The sequence below is a fragment of the Ruegeria sp. P8 genome (assembly GCF_056534665.1).
Map to the genome: position 1 here is coordinate 569,005 of NZ_JBQERC010000002.1, position 19,019 is coordinate 588,023.

The window sequence follows — 19,019 nt, forward strand, 5'->3', positions numbered from 1 at the left end:
GCCATTTTTGAACTACAGCTACTGCCTGCAAAGCGGACACTCGACCAAACTCGACGAACAAATGCTTCGTGAAAAAAGTGGCCTTCAGTCTTGACACCACCTTGCCATTTTGCGGCTGTACGGAAACAGCAACACAGTCCTTCTACACACAATGCAGGCCATTTCTTGGCTCAATTTCATTGGGCGGCGACGACTGGATTCTGAAACGCTCTCGGCCACCTAACAATCCAGTCAACGGAACTGTCACACAGTCATGCCTGGGATATTACCGAGGCCCTCTTCAAGCGCATCGATGAAGGCTGACACTCTCTAAGAGTTGGGCTTCTGGCCTGCGAGTGTGCTTCCTCGTTTCGCCAGACAGCTATAAAGACGCCGTGGAAGCATCGTGAAGAGCCCGGAGCCACCGATGCTGCGCATCGCACGAATGTCGGCTTAGGCGTTCGACCGAAACGTACCAAAACCCATGACAATATCGGAACAGATTTTTGGCACGTCTAAGCCCTTGATCCACCGTGGCAAGGTAGGGGGGTGACAAAAACCACCGTTTCGGGTCAGCCGAAATAAAACTTGATTCTGCAACGCTGCCGTGTACCCATTTACTCATAGCTTAGGAGGTTTCCATGTCCGAAAAAGATGCTGCATTTAACGCTTTTGCAGAAGCTGGCCTTATAGAAGAGATGACTCCACGCGAAGTTGTTATTGTCGGAATGATGCTTGAACCAAGCGTTCGAGACAAAGTGCGATCCGATGACGACTTTGATTGGACTGGCATTCTGCCTGCGGGTTTAGACCCTAAACTAGTAAACGCCAAAGTGAATCCCGATGTTATTGACCCGCTTTGGTCACCAACACCGGGGTCCGATGATGGTCCACCTTCACTAGACCCTCTGATCTATCCAACAACATCATATCCCGATTGGCGGAAAAGGATTTCATCCGTTCCGGACAACATTTGGGATGATTATCGCAGCAAATTCATAAACCAATACGAACAGGGTATCGCAGCGGCGGCATCTCCTGACATTAGCCCTGAAGCCGTTCTTGGCGCATTCGTAGCTGGCATGGCCGTTGGTTATGCCGCTTATGCATACGCAGCAAAATACTAAGTTGCCGAACCCGCCCTTTAACGGATACCGCTACTATGTATCCTCCGCTTCCCCGTGGAGTGATTTTCCTGAGTGGATCAGGAAGCATCGAACATCCGGTATCCGTAACTATGTCGAGATTTATCTCGAATGCAGTGATTTGACACGACTTGAAGACGCTTGTTTTCAAGATTTTCACGAATTTTCTTTTCGATTCTTTGTATATAGTGACAGCACTCCGACGCTTAAAAAGTTGGAAGCGTACCGAGATTTTTTGTTCGACCACCCCTTGCTAAAATCTCAAATCACAATTCAACTGGACCCCAAACATCGCCCGTCTTTGCTGGAGTTAGATAGTTTTTGGGAACTTGGGATTTATCCTGATATTTCAATTATTTGTGATTCACCAAACACTCGCATCGACGATCTTGATTTCCTTTCTCAAGATACAAATCAGTACAACTCTACCACGTATTTTGAGGCTAACGAAAATCTGACAGGATGGTTTTCCGATCAGAGATATTTAGACAATAAGTCAGACTATAGCAGCATTGACGTTCTAACCCGTGAGAATGATGTAACGAGATTCAATGCCTTAGTTCTAACGCTCACTGACAACTGCAATATGTCATGTCGACACTGCGCCCCAGAGTGCGAGCCCAACAAAAACAGAGTCGACGTTGACCTATTCAAAAAGGCAATCCGTGAAGCGTCTACAAACCCTTACATTCGGAAAGAAGTTTCCTTCGTTGGTGGCGAACCCACAATCTTCTTCGATGAACTCATAAGCTTAGTTCGCTATGCAACAAATCACGGATTCTCGCCTTGTATGACAACAAATGGTTGGTGGGGTAAGTCTAAGAAGAAACGAACCAAGATGTTCGAGCAGCTTACAGAAGCTGGAATGAACAGAATGGAACTGAGCGTTGATGTCTTTCACCAAGAGTTTTTGGACATCGAAGCAATTCGCTCGATTCTGATTGACGCAAAAAAATTCGGCGTCAGCATCATTCTTAGGTGCGTCGTTTTCAAGGATGGCGACATAAGGGAATGCTTAAAGGGTTTGACACTTGGTGATATGGCGGGGCACTTAGTCGCATCCTCCCCAGTTTTGCCTTTTGGTCGAGCCTTGTCCGCTATTCCAATGGAAGATTTTTTTTGGTCAGATCGAAAAGACGGAAACTGCGACAAAAGTCTTAATTTTACAGTTCGTTACGATGGAGTTACCACTCCTTGCTGTGTTGGCACGGAGTTTGTGGATTTTATGCATATAGGTAACTCGCGAGACGAAAGCATCAGTGATCTAGTTGATAACTTCCGATTCAGCCCGAAATTTAACCGGCTGACAAAAGAAGGTCCTAAAAAAGTCCTCGAAGACATTGGTAGTGAGACATCAAACAGTCTCCTGTCTAAAACGTGTGTCGGCATGTGCGACTTATGCATATTAGCGATGGGCAATAACACGATCCAAGACGAATTTGTTCTTCGCAATAAAGATATAATGCGCTCTGTTCTTAAACCCTATCGTGAATCAGTGCCCAACTTGAATCATGGCTCCAATCCCTGATCCCGCTTGCGCTGTTGTCCTTGCTGTCTCTGCTGGCCTCGTCGCTGTTGGCTTTTCAGCTCGGCTTGGTGGGATTCCAACGCCTCTCGCTGTGAGCTGCGATCAAGCGTCAACCAATACCCAAGGTTCGAGCGCATATCGTTCCGCTCACGGCGATGCTTTTCCCGCATGAGCTTGATGGATTTTTGAAGCTGCCGCCTGTCGGTGAGCTGTTCTGTTTTCAGCGCATGAAACTCTCCCGCATCCCGTTTCTTTGCCCTCTCGATCTCGGCGGCAAATTCACGGGGTAGCTTGCCAACGCCAAGCTTGATCTGGGCGCGATCCCACAAGCCCATAAGCCCGCTACGGATACGATCTGCACGGGCTTTGGCCTCGGCCTTCTGGCGGGTCTGGTGCTGGCGCTGCAAAGATTGGCGCGATGTCTGCTGTTCGCTTTTCAGGAGCTTCACAGCATTGCCCATGCGGGTTTGTTCTTTGCGCAGCTTGGCTTTTAGATCATCGACGCGCTTCTCTGCCGCCGCTGTAATTTTCGCTCTGAGGGTCGCGCGCGCCTGGTCAACCGTCTGAACGTGTTCAGGTTGACCAAGCCGTGCGCGAATGTCCTTTTGCTTGGCACCCAGAAACCGATGCAAGGGCAAGGTTTCGCCAGAGTGATGCAGCACGACAAAACCGCGACGGTCGCCACGGGCAAGCTGCATGGCATGGGTCTCTAGTGCTGCGTTGAACGCCTGCGCACCGTCTGCAAACTGATACGCCTCGCCAATGATCCGCTTGATGTCGCGGGGGTCTTCCCCAAGACGTTTGGCCTGCTGCCATTCAGCAATGCCAAAATTCAACGGGTCACGGTCTTGGCTGTTTTTCAGACCATCAGGGAGAGGGATGCCAAGCTCTTTGTGAAGGTCTTGGCTGATCTCCCGCAGCCGCATTTTGTGAAACCCCATGTTCTTGGCTTTGACGATAGGGGTGGAGCGTTCCTCACCCACTTTCGCGCCAACGTCATAATGGGTGGAAAGATGCATGCGGCTGTAAACAACATGCGCATGCTCGCGCCCGTTTTTCTCATGGAAAACGACGGCGCGGGCATGATCGGCAAGCCCCATATCTGCGTCGATCTTATCGAATGCAGCCGCGAACTGCTCGCGGGTGAGATTGGCAGATTCAGGGGGATTAACGATCACATGGAAAAACGGCTGCTGGCATTTGGTGCCTTGGGCGGTCGCCTCGATTTCAAGGAGTTCAATACAGCAAGCAGAGGCGTAGCAGGAAAATCTATGAAAGCAGACATTGGCGCAGCCGCAGCGAAATGGCGCTTTGTCCGCTAAGCTCGCATTGTAAAGACCAATTGTGAAGGTCCTGGTTTGGCTGCGACCAGCCTAACGAAGGGATCGCAGAGAATGGCAGGTCCTGAGCTCAACCTGCTCGTTCGTTAGGATTCAACGAATGTCGGGCGTAATGGCCCTGGTATTCCTGTCCGAAAATGGGAGGATGCCCGGCGAAAAACACCTTTCCTGGTGGATACTTCGCATGGCATTGGGCTCAGATCATGCCTAGCAATTTGTAGGCGGGCTCAAGGTTCAATGATGCTTAGCCGGGCAGACCAACAAGGTACGGAATTTGATGTTACCTTAAGGGAATTTGAGTCATCGGCCACCAGCAATTTGGTCTCTAAAACCAGTGTTTTCCAGACAGCTGATTTCATGGGGCAATCCTGCGACTGATATTCCTAAAGAAACTAAAATCAAAGTCTTCTGTGAGCCTGGAACCGTCCAAAAAATAGATTTTGATCCGGATTACGAACCTATCCACGCCTGAACAAATCGCTCCCCGCAAACGGACTATCTAATTTGGTGGGCCTTGCACGGTCTGACTCGTTGTTCGTTCACACCCAGATATGGATACATAGAGAGGCCGCAATGGGAATCACCTACCCAATTTCGATTTGCGTGGGTAATTTGCATACCGGACACGGTCGAATGACGGCAAGTTATACAACTCAAGCTAGAAGGTTCCCGGAACTACGCGGTGAATTTCGAAGTGCAGCACACTCCGTCTTGACATAGTGACACGAACTGGTTCAGCTTCCGGTCATGACGTACACACGCATCCACTGCCATCGAATATCGGCCTGAGGTCGATAACCCACGCAAAATCCGTGGGAGGCAGCATTGGTATGCGGGCGAGGCTTATATCCTTGTAATTGCTCCAGATTAGAGTGCACGAGTCGGTTCGATTCCGACGCCTCCTACCATTCTCAGGAGGAGTCTGACATGGCGGACGACGTCACGAACGCAATTGATTTCAAAGACATCAAGCAATCGGTCGAACGGAGCCTCGGCCGCACGCCCGAAGGTTGGTCCGGCTTGGTCACGGCGGTCTTCACAGAGGTCAAAGAATTCTGCGATCTTAAAGATGCCACCTACCCCTTCATCCTCCAGATCAAAGAGAAATTCGGCGAGCTCCGCATCTACCACAGGTGTGAAGACAGACATATCCAGTCGATGATCGCTGCGACGATTGCACGAGCAAATCGTACCTGTGAACGATGCGGAATTTCTGCTGACACCCAGCTGTTGGACGGCTGGTACACGACCCTGTGCTGTTGGTGCGCGCATGATGTTGCGAGCAAACGCCATCCTGAACGGAAGAGGCTTTTTGGTGTTCGGAAAAAGCCTGTTCGGGATCGAATGACCTGCTCAATTTGTGGCTATTTCGGTCAGATTGACCGAACGGATGACCGTAATCGGTGCCCCGCGTGCGTGAAGAAGGACTGGTGATGACCGCCGAACAACAAGTGATCTTCAATAAAATTATCGAAGGCTACGATGATGAGGACTACGCCCGGAAGCTCATGAATACGGGCTCGCTGGCCACCGGTCATGTCCCGCCGATTGCCCTTTGCCAAGTCTCGAGAGGGGTCTTCCATCTCAACAAGACCAATTTCTGGAGAATGTGACTGATGGATGATGTCGAAAAGAGCTGGAAGGAATTCCGGGAAAAGGTCCGAGGTGTGATCGAGGACAATGGAGCGCCAGATGATCTCCGCTCATTTGACGCCTGGTGCGCCGAAGAGATGCGTTTGGTGATGGCGCATAACTACCCAGCTCCGCACGTCTCTGACGTCACATGGTCGACCGAGGGTCTGCATGTCGAGTGTGATGACCGCGAAGTAGTCGGCCGTATGATGTCTGCTATGGCGGAGGTTTCACACGATCTCAAAGAGGCGCGCGCCCGGAGGTCAGTGATGAGCAGTGTTGTCGACTGGAACGATATTCATGGAAGCGTCTTAAAGCAGCTGGGTGAGTATCGTGCCGGGTGGGCGGAGCAGCTTACGCTTGAACTTGAGAAAGTGAAGAGGTTGATCGACGAGCAGCCCGACCTGTTTGGTGATGAACACCCGTCCATCGTTCAGATCAAACAGAAATGGGGAGGCTTGCGTGTCTATGAGGGCCCGGGCTGCAACCAGGCTACGAGTGAAGAGATTCAATGGCGTGTCGATCAGATTGAGCAAACCTGTGAAGGTTGTTCTAATTCTGCCCAATGCCAGAGCATCCTTGGGTTTGTGACGACGCTTTGCAGCTGTTGCTACAATGATGCTCTACGGCGGCGATTTGAGGGCGCCGAAGGATCCTGGCCCGACAGCCTGAGGCTGGACATCGTGGAAAACTATCCAGACCTCGTTTCTCCGGATTGCGCATCTCTTGTTCCTGCTGTCGGAAAGGGCTGGCTCGTCGTGATTTCGCAAGCACTCCACAAGCTTTCCTTCAGTCAAGATTTCAGGGCACTGGACCCTGGAACTATTCAGATCTTGGACATTAAGAAAGGCCAGGATGGCAAGATTTGCATCGGTTTCAGTCGATACCACGATCTCATTCAAGAGTACGCTGACTGGATGGAATTTCGATGCGGCGTGACGTGTGAAGAGTGTGGCCACGTTGGTGAAATCGTTCGGACAGCCGACAGGTCTCAAGTGCTCTGTTCTCACTGTTACTGTACTCGGGAGAAGTCTGATGGGTGATGACGACGACGTTGAGCTGGATGAGCAAACCTTGCGTTTGCTTAGGCTTCGGGAGGCTGAAATTGCGGCCGGTCGAGCAAAACTAACCAAGCCGATCTCAGCGGATGAGATCCGGTCGCGAAAGGTGCCTGATCCGACGCGTAAGCCAGATGAGTGACAAAACCACAGAAGAGGAAATCCCAATTTTCTTAATCTGCGAGACTTTGGTGAACGGTCAACTTCGAGAGATTGAAGGAAAAGAGATCACTGTAAAACCGAACAAGATCTTAGTCTTGAAGATCAGTGTCGAGGATGTTGAGCGATGACAGATGATTTTTCAGAAGACGAGATCTTCGGGCGCCCGTTACAGGATGTTCCTCTGGATGACTTGATCGGAGAGTTGCAAGCCCGTCGCAAAGAGGGTCCGGAGGTCTGGCTTGCATTGCGCAAAATGATTTTCGAGCAAATCGCCGATTTTGCACAGCGTCCGGCCGATGCGCCCAAATGGCGGGATGAATGGGTCAAAGAGAACACCTGGGATCTAGTGACTGACGACGATGATGTCGAGATCACTGATGGTAGCGGCAACGTGTTCGACGACCTCGGGATCGAAGACCCAAGGAAGAAGACTTAGTGATGGGGCCCGAGCATTTCAGCTTGATCTTGTCCGCCGTGATCATTGTCGCGTTGGCGATCTACGTCAGGCACGTCGTCCGCACTGCTGGAAAAGATCGCGAAGTCGATCCAGAGCAAGTGCAAAGGATCATGCGAGATCTGGACTACAGCCACCTGGGCCGAGTGATGAACCGGCGAAGGAAGGGGTAGCGGGATGTTGAAGGTGGCTGTCTATGTTGGTGATCAAGAGGTCGCTCGAGCTGTGGCTGAGAACGATTCAGAACTCGCGGACGTGTCCGATTACAATATCCGGATGAACGAACGTGCTGCCGAGCGGTTTGGCATTCAAGAAAAAGGTCTCGGCGGCCGGATTAAAGGCCACCCTCGAAATCAGACGGTCTGGGCGCTCGTCCGCAAAATCGCAGACCTTTGGCTTGCGGGGACCGGCGCGGGCGAAGAAAGCGTTGAGGCAGAGCTGCTGCCGATGATCCGCAAGTCTATCCGCGAACTAGATGAGAGGGTCGAAAAGGAATCGAACCAGAGCGAAGATTGGAATGCTGTGATCAAGCAGATTTCTGATGACGAGCCGTATTCCCTGGGCTTCTACGCTGACAAATTTGAGTCGTGGACAACGGACGAGCTCGAAGCTCTTCGATGTGATGTGGTTGAGACAGCCACAGAGGAAGAGCTAATGGCCGAGGTTGAACGCCGGCGAAGAGCTGGTCAACTGCCCAAGGAGGCCTCGAATGATGGCTTCTCTGATCTGGTTGATGATCTCTGGGGCAAACTCGATACAGACCCAGACCGCTAGTACAGCTTACCTGCTGCCATTACCCAATACTTAATATAAGCTGTCCCATTGGCGCTGACGTCAGACGGCTCTAACATCCGCAATCGTCCTCGCAGCACTCGTTTTATTCTGGCTATGAGTTTTGCTTCAAGATGTTACTCAGCCTCTTTTTCAATTTCAGAAACCAATTTGGTCAAAGTAAGCCCCAGAGCGCCACTGAGAAGTTGTAGGGTTCCGAGTGTTGGTTGGTGGTGCCCAGATTCCAGAAGTGAAATGTACTGCATGCTTCGGTTAGCCTGAGTGGCGAGCTCTTGTTGCGATAGCTTCTTGGCGAGTCTGTGGCGACGCAAAACTCTGGAAAATGCTGCTAGTAATTGGTCTTCTGGTGCGTTCGCCATGTTTTGACAAATCGCCCACGCAACGCTAGTCGTCTATACAGTATACTTTGAATCTCAGTGTAAATTCCAACTGCACCAAGGATTGGCAAAAAAGCGGGGGCCGTTAAATGGCGGAAAGAGTTCATCTGACAGAAACCCAGATGATTGAAATACTGAACAGACTGGAGATGCGCTTCTTGGAGCGACTGTCTCTCGACAAAGAACACAAGACTTTTGTCAAACCGAGCATTGCTTCAGGTGAAAAACCAACTCGAACCAGCGGAAGGCCTAAGTCTCAATACGTTGCGCAATTGCATCTATCGATTTTGGAAGAAGATGCGGCCTGGTTCAAAATGACCGCACAAGCCAACAACCTCCAGTACGGTAAGTTCTTCACCCATTTACGCCAAATTTTCGAGCAACACGGTTAGGTTGGTAGTGGAAGAAGGTCATACGCAGAACGGCTTTATGCTTCGTACAGGCATGGAAGACTAAACGATTATTAAATTCAAATACTTAACAGGAATTGTCAAGGACAACCATGCCACAATCTAGGGCTGCGATGATTGAGGTCGCCGCCCCAGATAGCAGTGCGGTGTCTCGCTTCGTCTAGTTCACCAGCCCCACTCTCCAATCCGTGCGCAATTATTCTGAGTCAAAAGGCTGGCTCATCGACTCGGATTCAGTCCGCTCATCGACCGTCCGATCTTCCAATTAACCGATCATTCAATATGCGCTCTAACTGACAGATGGCCGTAGTTTCGGGAGCGCATGATGGCTCAGACCACGCAGCAACCTGAAATCTGGACGCAGGCTGCGCCCTATAGTAGGCGTGGCAGGCAACCTTAAAATGCTTAATGCGCCATCAGGTTTAAAGCTAAGCTCTGCTAATTCCACCGAACCGGGAGCAAGTTACACTTTGTCTAGCCGCACTGAAAAAGACGCTAAAACACAGCGTCCGACTACCCTGACTGCAATGGCGGTCGACGTGCTCTCCACGGCGGATGGTCACGCAAAAACAGCCAAATCACGAGCCTACGCTTCTATTTGGAAAACTGCGCGTACTAAGGGAGAAATCATTGAACTAGGGCGTTCTATTCCACCAGATCATCCTGCTCGCCCACAGAAACCGGAGTTGCTCAGTCCCCGCGACGTACCAAAGCGCAAGCCGGGATCTCCGGCAGGAAGAATAGCGCTCCTGCATGCAGTCGCTCATATCGAACTCAATGCAGTCGATCTGCATTGGGATATTATCTCACGTTTCGCCCACGTACCGATGCCGATGGGATTTTATGACGATTGGGTGAAAGCCGCAGACGACGAAGCAAAACACTTCAATCTAATCTGTGATTGCCTGGAAACGATGGGAAGCTACTACGGAGCCCTGCCCGCTCATGATGGAATGTGGCGTGCGGCATCAGATACTGCAAATGACCTGCAAGGGCGGTTAGCTATCGTTCCAATGGTATTGGAGGCACGAGGGCTAGATGTAACGCCAGGAATGATAGAACTTTTCGAGAAAGCCGGCGAGACTGCGGCTGTTGAAAGCCTAAAAACCATCTACAGCGAGGAAGTCAGCCACGTGGCGTTTGGGGCGAAATGGTTTAACTTCGGCTGTGGCAGAGACAATAGTGATCCAAAAGAAGTATTCCATGCGCTAGTAAAGCGCTATTTCAAAGGAGGTTTGAAGCCTCCGTTCAACGAAGAAAAACGCGCAGATGCCGGAATGCCACCTGACTTTTATTGGCCGCTCGCTGAGGAGCTTCCTGCTTATGTTCGCTGAGAAAGTTGACAGTTGCCTGCGCCGCTCGAAACGCACTTTATTTTCTACACTCTTTTGCACTAGGCTAAAACAACGGGTTATCCTTCCCGCTTGAGTTGATTCTAAAACCATATCAATTAAAGATTTGGACTTGTGTACGATCAGACTTTTTCCGCAGAGAATCTTCGCAGGATCACCGAGATTGAACAAAGAAAGGGTAGGAACCCTAGCCTTGACTTCTTCCCATCGGTACTGAGTGCGACCGAGGTCTTGAAGGAGCGAATTCGCGACACGAAGGCTTTTCGAGCAAGCCATCGGGGAAGATACTCTTCGGCGGATCAAGCTATCTTTGATGGGCTTAGGAATGCTCGCGAACAAGCGCGTGAGAGTAGAGACAGCGAGCTACTTGAGAGGCTCAAAGAGGTCTCTTCAAATATCTCGAATGGGCGTTTTGAGGTAGATTTGATCCAAAGGAGTGGTCCAAACGGCAAAGCAGTATACCTATTGCCCCCTGGGTCAGCTGAAAGCTATTATTCAATCAAACAGGTTTCACGCAACTTGGAGCGGATTTACAAGGTCAAGCAGGCCAACCGAAATCGCATTGTCGCACAACTCCAAGACCATCTGAATGATGGATTCCCTTACCACATATTGCGACTGGATGTGAGCCAGTTCTATGAATCAATCGAACATCGTGGGCTTATAGAAAAGCTTCGATCCGACCAGCTTTTGAGTGCGGTATCCATCAAAATTATTGAGAAACTACTATGGACGTACGGTCTACGTACAGGCACCCATGGCATCGGTCTGCCACGAGGAATTGGATTGAGCGCATCGCTATCGGAACTCTTCATGAGAGAGTTTGACCGTAGAGTTTTGGCCCTTCCGGACGTGGTTTTCTTTGCACGTTATGTTGATGACATCGTAGTCATCTTCTCACCAACACTCAGTTCAAATCGTTCAACATACAAGAATCAGGTGGTTCATCTTTTGGAAGAATTGAACCTGAAATTGAATCTTAGCAAAGTCAACGAGTCGCCGGATGATCGGAGAAACTGGCGACTAACTTATCTAGGTTATGAGTTTCGCTATTACAATTCGAGTAAATGCAAGACACTACTTAGCGCACCAAAGTTCGCGAGGTATGAAAAGCGTTTGGAGGCGTGTTTTACACGATACCACCGGCAACGAGCGAAAGATGCTAAGAAGGCCTACAGGCTACTTGTGAAGCGCATCCAGTACCTGACTTCAAACACCCAGTTGACGCACAACAAGAGCAATGCATTTGTTGGCATCTACTTCAGCAACCCTCACTTATCAGACCTCGTTCAACTGCGCCAATTGGATGGGCAGCTTGCCGGGTACGTTGCTCGCCTAACCCACAGCCCAAGTCTACAAGCAAATCTACGGCAATACTCCTTCATTGCCGGGTATGAAGAGCGCATTTTCCGCAGATTTCATCGGCCCGGCCAGTTTAAAGAAATCACGAGGGCTTGGGATTATGGCTGATAGAAGCTCGCTTCCCTCCCAACACTCTTATCACAGGCCGCTTCTTTCAGACACTCTACCGTTTGAAGTGCCTCCAACCTTTGGTAATGGTGGCTTCTTTGATTTCGTAACCCGCTACAATGTTCGTCTCAGGATGCGGGGAGGCAAGCAAGTCGTGGTTTGGGAGTGTTCATCTTCCAAGGTGGACGAAGCAATATGTCTACTTTTTGATACCTTGTCGGATCCAACGTCACAACCGACGAACATGACTATCCGACGAAATGGCAAAGTCATAGTGGAGCGGTCTTGGCAATTGAATAATCGCGCAATGTGGACGATCCCATTTGGTTTCAATATTGCACATAAGGACCGAGAATTCAGACAGTTAACGATTGTACACCCAAGAAATCAATTGGCCGTAGCAGATTTCTATTCAGAGAACAGCGCTCAAATACTTTACTACACTAATCTGTCAGATGTTTCTATCCGTTTCCCATCAGCCGTATCTAAATCTGTAAAGTTTTCCGACCGACTTTTCTCAGAGAGAAAATCGTCCGTGCAAGACACAATTGAACAACAAACCAAGGAATATGAGAACCTAGGATCCTACTTCACCTACAAGTTTTACAGCAATATCTTTAAGTTTTATGAACACTACAAATATCTGAATGCTGAAAAGAAGTTTGATTTCCTTCTTCGCTTAGATATTTCAAAGTGTTTTGACAGTATCTACACCCACTCATTGCCTTGGAGCACACTCGGTCTCGCAGCCTGCAAGGATCACCTGACCCTTTCAAAAAAAACGTTCGGTGGACGCTTTGATCGTTTACTCCAGGACATGAACCAAGGCGAAACGAATGGCATCGTCATAGGACCCGAGTTCTCGCGTATTTTTGCCGAAATCATCCTCCAGAGAGTGGACCGTACGTTTCTCAAGAAAATGTCGGAACAGCATGGATTGAAGCATAGATCGGACTTTCAGGCATTTCGATACGTTGACGACTACTTTATTTTTTGCACTTCAGATGTAGATGCAGATGTAGTTGAAAAAACGCTTAGCCAGATACTTCGCCAGATGAAGCTTGGCATAAACTCGGGCAAGAGGGAGCTGATCAGTAAACCGATCATCACAAGGCTAACTATGGCCAAAAACTCGATCCGAGACGCACTCACCAAGAACATCGAGATACAGTGTATTGAATTCGAAAACCCTTCTGATCCAACCAAACCGTTTCGTGTCTACCACCCAAAGGTTCAAGCGTTAAATCTGATAGTTGAGTTCAAAACCATTCTGAAGCGGAACGAAGTTGAGTATAAGAACATCCTGAATTATACGTTTGCGGCCCTCGAAAGAAACGTGCGCTCAATACTCGACAAGTATTCCGTCTCTTCGGGGGCGCATCGTTCCGACAAGACGCTGATCAAAGCACTTTTAGGCATTCTTGAATTCGCGTTTTTTATTTACGCCGCTGATCCCCGCGTAAATATCTCAGTGCGACTGGCACGCCTTGTGTCTATGCTGGTAGATGAACTTCATCGTCTTGGGGTGAACCGAGACCTGAAGCATCAAGTGATGAAGTATGCATTTGATAATCTAACGCGACAGTTGAAGAAGTCATCGTCTAAGCAGAGTCCGGATATTGAAGTAATGTACCTCATACTAGCTCTACGAAAGCTAGGGCGGGGTTATTTTCTTTCAGAAAGGGTTTTGGCATCTTACTTTGGATTCACCTACGATGAGCACAAAAAGGAATTCGTTGGAAATAATAGCTTTGACTACTTCGCCGCAACCGTACTGCTGAGCTACACTACTTCAAAGAAGCGATACTCACGCCTGCGTGGAGCGGTTGAATCCACCATTCTAGAGCGCTTCAACACACGTTCATGCTACGCACGGCAGGATGCGGAGTTAGTTATGATTTATTTGGACTTGGCGACTTGCCCCTATGTTTCGATGGCCACGAAGATGAAGCTTGCTTCTGCCTATGGGCATTCAGTCTTTCAGTTGTGGGCGCTTATTGCCTCTTCGGACTATTGGTTTACGGACTGGAAAGGTTTTGATTTATCTCTATCGCTAGACAAAAAGCGCGCCCGAGAAGTATACTAATGTCAGAGCTTCGCCCAACCTAAATTGCCTGCTTTTCGAAGCTTTGCGGCACACACACAAGCTCCAAGGCTAGTGGGTCTATAAACGACTACTAGTCAAGTTGGTGGCGGGGCGAGCCACCGACGACCACTTACCTGCCGTTCGCCGATGACTTGGAGGTTTTGAGTTTCCATCAAGCCAAATACCGGCGCACAGATTTGTGGGCGATACCGGGTTCCTTCGATAGCGATGATGGGACTTTGGTCATGACGCTATAGTAGATTCCACAGCCACCGCTTTGGCTGCACAAATCTAAACTCTCCAAATAGTAAGAAACCTCAGATTTACCGGCAGAGAGAATAACAGTACGCTATTTAAAGAAGCTAGGGCGAGTGCGGTGTACGTATTTTACGATTTGGAAACATCTGGGACTTCACCGGCATTCGACCAACCGTTGCAGTTTGCCGGTATTCTGACGAATGACGACCTGGAAGAAATCGAGCGCATCGATATTCGGTGCCGCCTTTCTCCGCACATTCTACCTGCTCCCTGGGCCCTAGCGGTCACGGGTGTAACACCTGACATGTTGGTTGATCCTAACCTCCCTAGCGCATTCGAGTTTGCACAAGAGGTCGCTCGCCTTATCCAAAGGTGGGGACCTGCAACCTGGCTAGGCTTCAATAGCATCGCATTTGACGAACAAATGTTGAGGCAGATGTTGTTTCAAAACCTGCATCCTAATCTCTTCCTGACACAGATGGATGGGAATGATCGTATGGACATAATGAAAATGGTCTACGCGACATGGGTTTTGGCCAACGATTGTCTTACTTGGCCAACGGATGAAGCGGGTAAGATCAGCTTCAAATTGGACCGACTGGCACCAGCCAACGGGTTTGTTAGTGACAATTTCCACGACGCTCTGGCCGATGTTGAGGCGACCATTCACATTGCTAGGCTTATCCGAGACCGAGCACCAGAAGTCTGGACTCAGTCTTTAAGGAACAGATCTAAGAATGACGTGCTAGAGGTAATGCAATCCGGCCGCGTTCTCAAGCTCATCGAAAGATTTGGAGCGGCACCTCCCCGTGCCTACCTGGGGGCTTTTGCTGGTCGAAACCCTAACAATCAGAATTCTGTGGCTTTCATGGACTTGGAATTAGTGGACCCGAACAGCCTGAACCCGAACGACGAAGCTGCGATGGCTGAAGCAGTAAACGCCTCACCAAAACAGGTCCGAACGATTGCCATCAACAATGCCCCAAACGTTTTCGCGGTTCCAGTTGATGTTCCCGTACTGCTTGATCGTGCCGCTGACCTACGCGGTATGTATGACCTCCGAGTCGCGCTCGGCAATGCTCTGGCTGGCCGTTTTGCAGACCGTCCTGAGCCCAAAGAGATCGAGCTTCAAATCTATTCCGGTTTTTACTCCAATGAAGACAAGAAGAAGCTGAACCAGTTCCAAGTTTCGTCCTGGACGAAGCGAGTTGAGCTCGCGCAGGAGTTTGAGGATCGGCGACTGCGATGGCTAGCCAGCAGATTGGTATTTCTCAACAAACCAAGCTTGCTAAGTCAATCCGCTCAAGACCATTGGAAACAAGTCATTATCCAACGATGGCAGTGCAATGACCCTAATGTCGAATGGACCACATTCTCCCAAGCAACCCAGCAGCTATCGGAGATTTCCCAGCAAAGTGTACTCTGCGGAAGTAAACTAAACGCACTTGCAGTTTACTATGAGAATTTATCTGACCTCACTGCACTGGATTAGCCTTTTGTCATCCAAAACGAAAAGCAGACGGCAAAAAGCTTCCGATGACTACTTGGGGAAGTATTGTGCCTTTAGAAATTGCACCTGGGTGAAAATCACCAATAACTGGATATTCGTGAGCTGTGGTCCTGATCCTCCCCCTCTGAAGTCGTCCGCCATTATGGTTAAGAAAACGGAGGAACCACTTGGCGAACAAGCGACCAAATACGTCAATATTCACGCTTTATTTGCTCCAGAGAATGATAACACGACGCAGTAGAGCATTTTTCCAATCAAAAAGAATACTAGCCATCCAACTAATATAGCGATCCACATTACCTCCCTATCAAGGATGTCTGGCCTATAAAAATAGGAGATCAATGGTACTGCTAGCAGAAGAATAACGACTGCAACCGACAAACCGAAGCCCCTCAACAAGCTCTTGTTTCGGCAACGAGGTGAAGGTGTCCTTTTCGCTCTGACTATACCGAGTAAAACAAATCCAAAGCACACAATAGCTTTTAGCAAAAAATCCAAATCTGCGAAACAGAGTCCTAACTCGTTCATCCAAGTATTTATGTAGCGCATTTGAGATAACTGATCATAAGGTAAACTACGCCGCGTTCTCTCATATTTGATTTCCAAGCGCGGCTATTGAAGATAGTAGTAAGTTATTCCCCGTAACGTGTTGCTGGGTAAACTACGTTCTGATGCGTTAGACCTTTCACGTAGTAGCACTTGGGCGTCTTGCGCGACTTCTTCAATATCAAAAACGTGAGTGTGATTGTTGCCAATCCACTCGTTGTCGAGGCTTGAAACGTCTATAGTGTCAAGGCCACTCATTACAAAAAGATGTTCTCCAGCTAGGCCAGCTGGGAGAAGGCCACGGCTTACCAACCGGGATGCATTCAAAGGGCGATCAAAGCTATTGCAATAAAGACTGACCAATTCACCATTACTTACGTATTCTCTGAGTTCGCTGCCAAACTGTGCTTGGGGAACATCCGGCGCAACAAAAACGGAATTTGTTATTTCAAAGTTGTTATTTGCTGATTCTTCCAAGAATTTCAGCCCCACTGTCCCACCCATGCTGTGGGCGATCAATGACATCTCGTAGTCCATCCCCTGACGCGCTAAGCTCCGCACAAATCCTCGGGTGAATGCGTTGTTGAAGTCTGTCGCCCTCAGATCTCGAATGTATCCACTCTTGGTTCCCTCAGAAGGCCAACTCCACAATACTACGGGATCTTCTATTTCTAGATCCAAAGCCATTGAGATTGCGCGCTCTAGTCCTTCTTTGAAAGAAGTATTGTAGCCGTGGATAAACAGAGTGATCTCCTGTTCATCGGAGTTTCTAGCGATCTCGGCAAACATCTGGGCGCATGCTTCTGTACCTTCAAGAATATTGGCACCCATAACGTTCACAGGACCGCTGTATGGTTCACCAAATCTGCGTTGGTGACTACGGTCATAGTCAAACTCACCGCACTTCAACTGCACGTCGGCAAGTTGACTAATTCCAAATCGCTTTCGAATATCAGAGTGTGCTTCTTCATTGCGATTAGTTACAAAAAAAACCTGACCAGCGGCTTGGTTGGTCGGCGCATCCAATTCTTGCCGTGGCAGTTGACCAGCTTCCCAAACTTGAGCGAGTTTGTTTTCGACGAAGTCGTCTTCTGCATCGTACAATTCGTTCCAGGCAGAAACTGCGGCCAAGACAATTTGATCTTCTTCTCTACTGCGTTCTTCAACGGAAAGAAACTGGATGTCTTGGCTTAGAGCAAACTCGCGAGCTGTCTCGAATTCGGATTGTACAACCTCTCTAGCCGAAGTCTTCGACTCTTCAACAGCCTCTTCGATGGCCTGCCGCTCAGCCTCTGTGATGCTGAGCCAAAACTCTAGATTGGCAAGTAAAAACCCACTTCTTTGGTCAGTGTTCGCAACTACACTTCCACCGCGAAATGCGCTCTGAAACTGCTCCGAAAACTCAACGTTGAAGGCCAATTCCGCAGCGTCAATGTTTCCCGCTCGAAGTTCATCAAATACTGATCCGCCAGGACCAAAGATCGGCTCAACGGAAAGCTGCAAAAGCGTTTGTTCTGACCTCTCGCTGAATGTTCGGACTTTTGCACCCTCCAATGTGCTCAGCCCACCTTCGCCGAACCTTTTTGGCGACCACAAAGATCTATTGATTGTGTTCCAGAAGGACAAGAAAACGAAACCTTTTGCTCCCAACTCCATTGCCACAGCATCACCGAAAACTGAGTCCTCAAGTAAAAATGTTTCTTCTGGAGAACGTGTGAGACCGGGTTGAGACGCCAGAGTTGAAATGTTTAAACTTGGATCCTCGCCTATTCCTGGGAAGAGCAGAGCGGGTAATAAAGCCATGTCGGTTTTTCGATCAAGAAGGCTTTGCGCAATTTGATTGGGCTCCGAGACTTCTTCGTAAGTTACTCTTATAATAGAGATATCATCAGCCTTTAATGCACTTGAACTTTCCAAAGACGACAAGAATCGCTCGGTAGCCGGGTCAATGATTTGAGGCACCATCACACTTATCTCAAGTGCGCGAACACTGTTAGGGAACAAGAGAAACACGCTCGCGAGCGTAGAGAGCGCTAGCTTTGTAGCACTTAGAAATCGGCTTTTGTTCGAATCCAAAATCATCTATAATTTCCAATAAGTTATCAACATTCTTATAATTTCTTAAGGATACGCTGTTTTAGAGAAAATGTCCAATTTACAACCTTTCCAGCCCCCTAGATTCCCACATAAATCATTGAATAAAAAGGTTTTTAACATGGCAAATCATGAACACTCGACAGTCTGATTTTGCGTAAACAATATTCGCTTGTATTGGCGTCGGATACGAACTTTGTCCATTTCGATCTTTCTACTTTTTTGGTTAATTACCTTGAAGGATCACGGACATAGTTTCACACTCGAAATCACTCAAATAAACCAAGTCTTGTTCATTGTTTTCACTCCCTGATTGGCTACGCTCCAAGCCAAAGCAGCTTACCGAAGCAAATCAAAAGCCCGAAAACGAGCTTGATGCCGAACCGGTTGCGAAGGTCGGCACCAATATCGACCGGCCAGTCATCAATCTTTATCGGCCCCATATCACCTCTGGGGATTGTCTGATTGTCACCGGGTATCAGGACTTCTTGTCGTCGCTTTCGATTTTGATGAAAGAATTGCCCGAACTGCGGGTTCTGGAAAACGACAGCGATATCCGGATACGGATATCGTTCGGGATCGACACAGCGAATACCAAAAGGCTGACCAACCCCAAACCAGTCACCGAGGAAATGAAACTCTACTGGCTGGAGCGCTCAGGGCTTCAAGTGGAAGAGGACCACGATCTTATCGCGGTGCTGGCAAAACACGCCATCAAAACCGGGAAAATAGATTTGGACGTGTCGCGGTTTGATGCCGCTCCTTTGATAGCATTTATTGCAACAAAGGAGACGAACTATGGGACTGAAACGGACGGACGAATTCC

At 48.9% G+C, this 19,019-nt stretch carries 17 protein-coding genes, 1 tRNA gene and 2 pseudogenes; 16 read left to right on the forward strand and 4 right to left on the reverse strand.

Annotated elements, in window-relative coordinates; all coding sequences use genetic code 11:
• The first annotated feature begins 620 nt into the window (after window positions 1–620).
• Both ACR0BZ_RS06190 and ACR0BZ_RS06195 read left to right on the forward strand, forming a co-directional pair.
• Window positions 621–1,106 (forward strand): hypothetical protein, encoded by a 486-nt coding sequence (locus tag ACR0BZ_RS06190; RefSeq protein WP_480919728.1) that lies wholly within the window; start codon window positions 621–623, stop codon window positions 1,104–1,106.
• A complete protein-coding gene (locus ACR0BZ_RS06195) occupies window positions 1,084–2,652 on the forward strand; it encodes a radical SAM protein (protein ID WP_480919729.1) in 1,569 nt (522 codons plus the stop codon). The genes ACR0BZ_RS06190 and ACR0BZ_RS06195 overlap by 23 nt, the downstream gene beginning before the upstream one ends.
• Here the strand turns inward: ACR0BZ_RS06195 and ACR0BZ_RS06200 are convergent.
• Window positions 2,634–3,671, reverse strand: coding sequence for a hypothetical protein (locus ACR0BZ_RS06200; RefSeq protein ID WP_480919761.1), 1,038 nt, complete (start codon window positions 3,669–3,671; stop codon window positions 2,634–2,636). The genes ACR0BZ_RS06195 and ACR0BZ_RS06200 overlap by 19 nt on opposite strands.
• A gap of 33 nt (window positions 3,672–3,704) precedes the next feature.
• Window positions 3,705–3,830: pseudogene (locus ACR0BZ_RS06205) on the reverse strand (hypothetical protein); the annotation flags it as partial.
• On the opposite strand from ACR0BZ_RS06205, the gene ACR0BZ_RS06210 reads away from it, so the two are divergent.
• The 8 genes from ACR0BZ_RS06210 to ACR0BZ_RS06245 all read left to right on the forward strand — a co-directional run bounded on the left by ACR0BZ_RS06210 (window position 3,831) and on the right by ACR0BZ_RS06245 (window position 8,072).
• Window positions 3,831–3,974: a hypothetical protein gene (locus ACR0BZ_RS06210; protein ID WP_480919730.1), complete on the forward strand. Its 144-nt coding sequence runs from the start codon at window positions 3,831–3,833 to the stop codon at window positions 3,972–3,974.
• Between the two features lie 832 nt (window positions 3,975–4,806).
• Window positions 4,807–4,900 (forward strand) — tRNA-OTHER (locus ACR0BZ_RS06215).
• Between the two features lie 19 nt (window positions 4,901–4,919).
• A complete protein-coding gene (locus ACR0BZ_RS06220) occupies window positions 4,920–5,426 on the forward strand; it encodes a hypothetical protein (RefSeq protein ID WP_480919731.1) in 507 nt (168 codons plus the stop codon).
• The gene (locus tag ACR0BZ_RS06225; RefSeq protein ID WP_480919732.1) at window positions 5,405–5,605 is read left to right on the forward strand and encodes a hypothetical protein; all 201 of its coding nucleotides are present in this window, start codon (window positions 5,405–5,407) and stop codon (window positions 5,603–5,605) included. The genes ACR0BZ_RS06220 and ACR0BZ_RS06225 overlap by 22 nt, the downstream gene beginning before the upstream one ends.
• Before the next feature lie 3 nt (window positions 5,606–5,608).
• Window positions 5,609–6,667 (forward strand): hypothetical protein, encoded by a 1,059-nt coding sequence (locus tag ACR0BZ_RS06230; protein ID WP_480919733.1) that lies wholly within the window; start codon window positions 5,609–5,611, stop codon window positions 6,665–6,667.
• The gene (locus ACR0BZ_RS06235; RefSeq protein WP_475161637.1) at window positions 6,660–6,824 is read left to right on the forward strand and encodes a hypothetical protein; all 165 of its coding nucleotides are present in this window, start codon (window positions 6,660–6,662) and stop codon (window positions 6,822–6,824) included. The genes ACR0BZ_RS06230 and ACR0BZ_RS06235 overlap by 8 nt, the downstream gene beginning before the upstream one ends.
• 144 nt (window positions 6,825–6,968) lie before the next feature.
• Entirely contained in the window at window positions 6,969–7,280 is a 312-nt protein-coding gene (locus ACR0BZ_RS06240; RefSeq protein ID WP_480919734.1) for a hypothetical protein, read from the forward strand.
• Window positions 7,281–7,475: 195 nt separating this feature from the next.
• Window positions 7,476–8,072: a hypothetical protein gene (locus ACR0BZ_RS06245; protein ID WP_480919735.1), complete on the forward strand. Its 597-nt coding sequence runs from the start codon at window positions 7,476–7,478 to the stop codon at window positions 8,070–8,072.
• Window positions 8,073–8,206: 134 nt separating this feature from the next.
• Here ACR0BZ_RS06245 and ACR0BZ_RS06250 read toward each other — a convergent pair whose 3' ends face one another.
• Entirely contained in the window at window positions 8,207–8,449 is a 243-nt protein-coding gene (locus ACR0BZ_RS06250; protein WP_480919736.1) for a helix-turn-helix domain-containing protein, read from the reverse strand.
• Window positions 8,450–8,556: 107 nt separating this feature from the next.
• Between ACR0BZ_RS06250 and ACR0BZ_RS06255 the strand changes: the two genes are divergently transcribed.
• From ACR0BZ_RS06255 to ACR0BZ_RS06275, 5 genes are all read left to right on the forward strand, one after another.
• Window positions 8,557–8,859 carry a hypothetical protein gene (locus tag ACR0BZ_RS06255; protein WP_480919737.1) on the forward strand — a complete coding sequence of 101 codons (303 nt, stop codon included), beginning with the start codon at window positions 8,557–8,559 and terminating at the stop codon, window positions 8,857–8,859.
• A gap of 545 nt (window positions 8,860–9,404) precedes the next feature.
• Window positions 9,405–10,211: a ferritin-like domain-containing protein gene (locus tag ACR0BZ_RS06260; protein WP_480919760.1), complete on the forward strand. Its 807-nt coding sequence runs from the start codon at window positions 9,405–9,407 to the stop codon at window positions 10,209–10,211.
• Window positions 10,212–10,343: 132 nt separating this feature from the next.
• Window positions 10,344–11,699: an antiviral reverse transcriptase Drt3a gene (gene drt3a, locus ACR0BZ_RS06265; RefSeq protein WP_480919738.1), complete on the forward strand. Its 1,356-nt coding sequence runs from the start codon at window positions 10,344–10,346 to the stop codon at window positions 11,697–11,699.
• Entirely contained in the window at window positions 11,623–13,785 is a 2,163-nt protein-coding gene (gene drt3b / locus ACR0BZ_RS06270) for an antiviral reverse transcriptase Drt3b (protein ID WP_480919739.1), read from the forward strand. Before drt3a ends, drt3b begins: the two co-directional genes overlap by 77 nt.
• 376 nt (window positions 13,786–14,161) lie before the next feature.
• On the forward strand, window positions 14,162–15,535 hold the full coding sequence (locus ACR0BZ_RS06275) for an exonuclease domain-containing protein (protein ID WP_480919740.1): 1,374 nt from the start codon (window positions 14,162–14,164) through the stop codon (window positions 15,533–15,535).
• A 630-nt stretch (window positions 15,536–16,165) separates the two neighbouring features.
• On the opposite strand, the gene ACR0BZ_RS06280 is transcribed toward ACR0BZ_RS06275, so the two are convergent.
• The gene (locus tag ACR0BZ_RS06280; protein ID WP_480919741.1) at window positions 16,166–18,181 is read right to left on the reverse strand and encodes an alpha/beta hydrolase; all 2,016 of its coding nucleotides are present in this window, start codon (window positions 18,179–18,181) and stop codon (window positions 16,166–16,168) included.
• 308 nt (window positions 18,182–18,489) lie between these two features.
• Here ACR0BZ_RS06280 and ACR0BZ_RS06285 point away from each other — a divergent pair.
• A pseudogene (locus ACR0BZ_RS06285) lies at window positions 18,490–19,019 on the forward strand (DEAD/DEAH box helicase family protein); the annotation flags it as partial.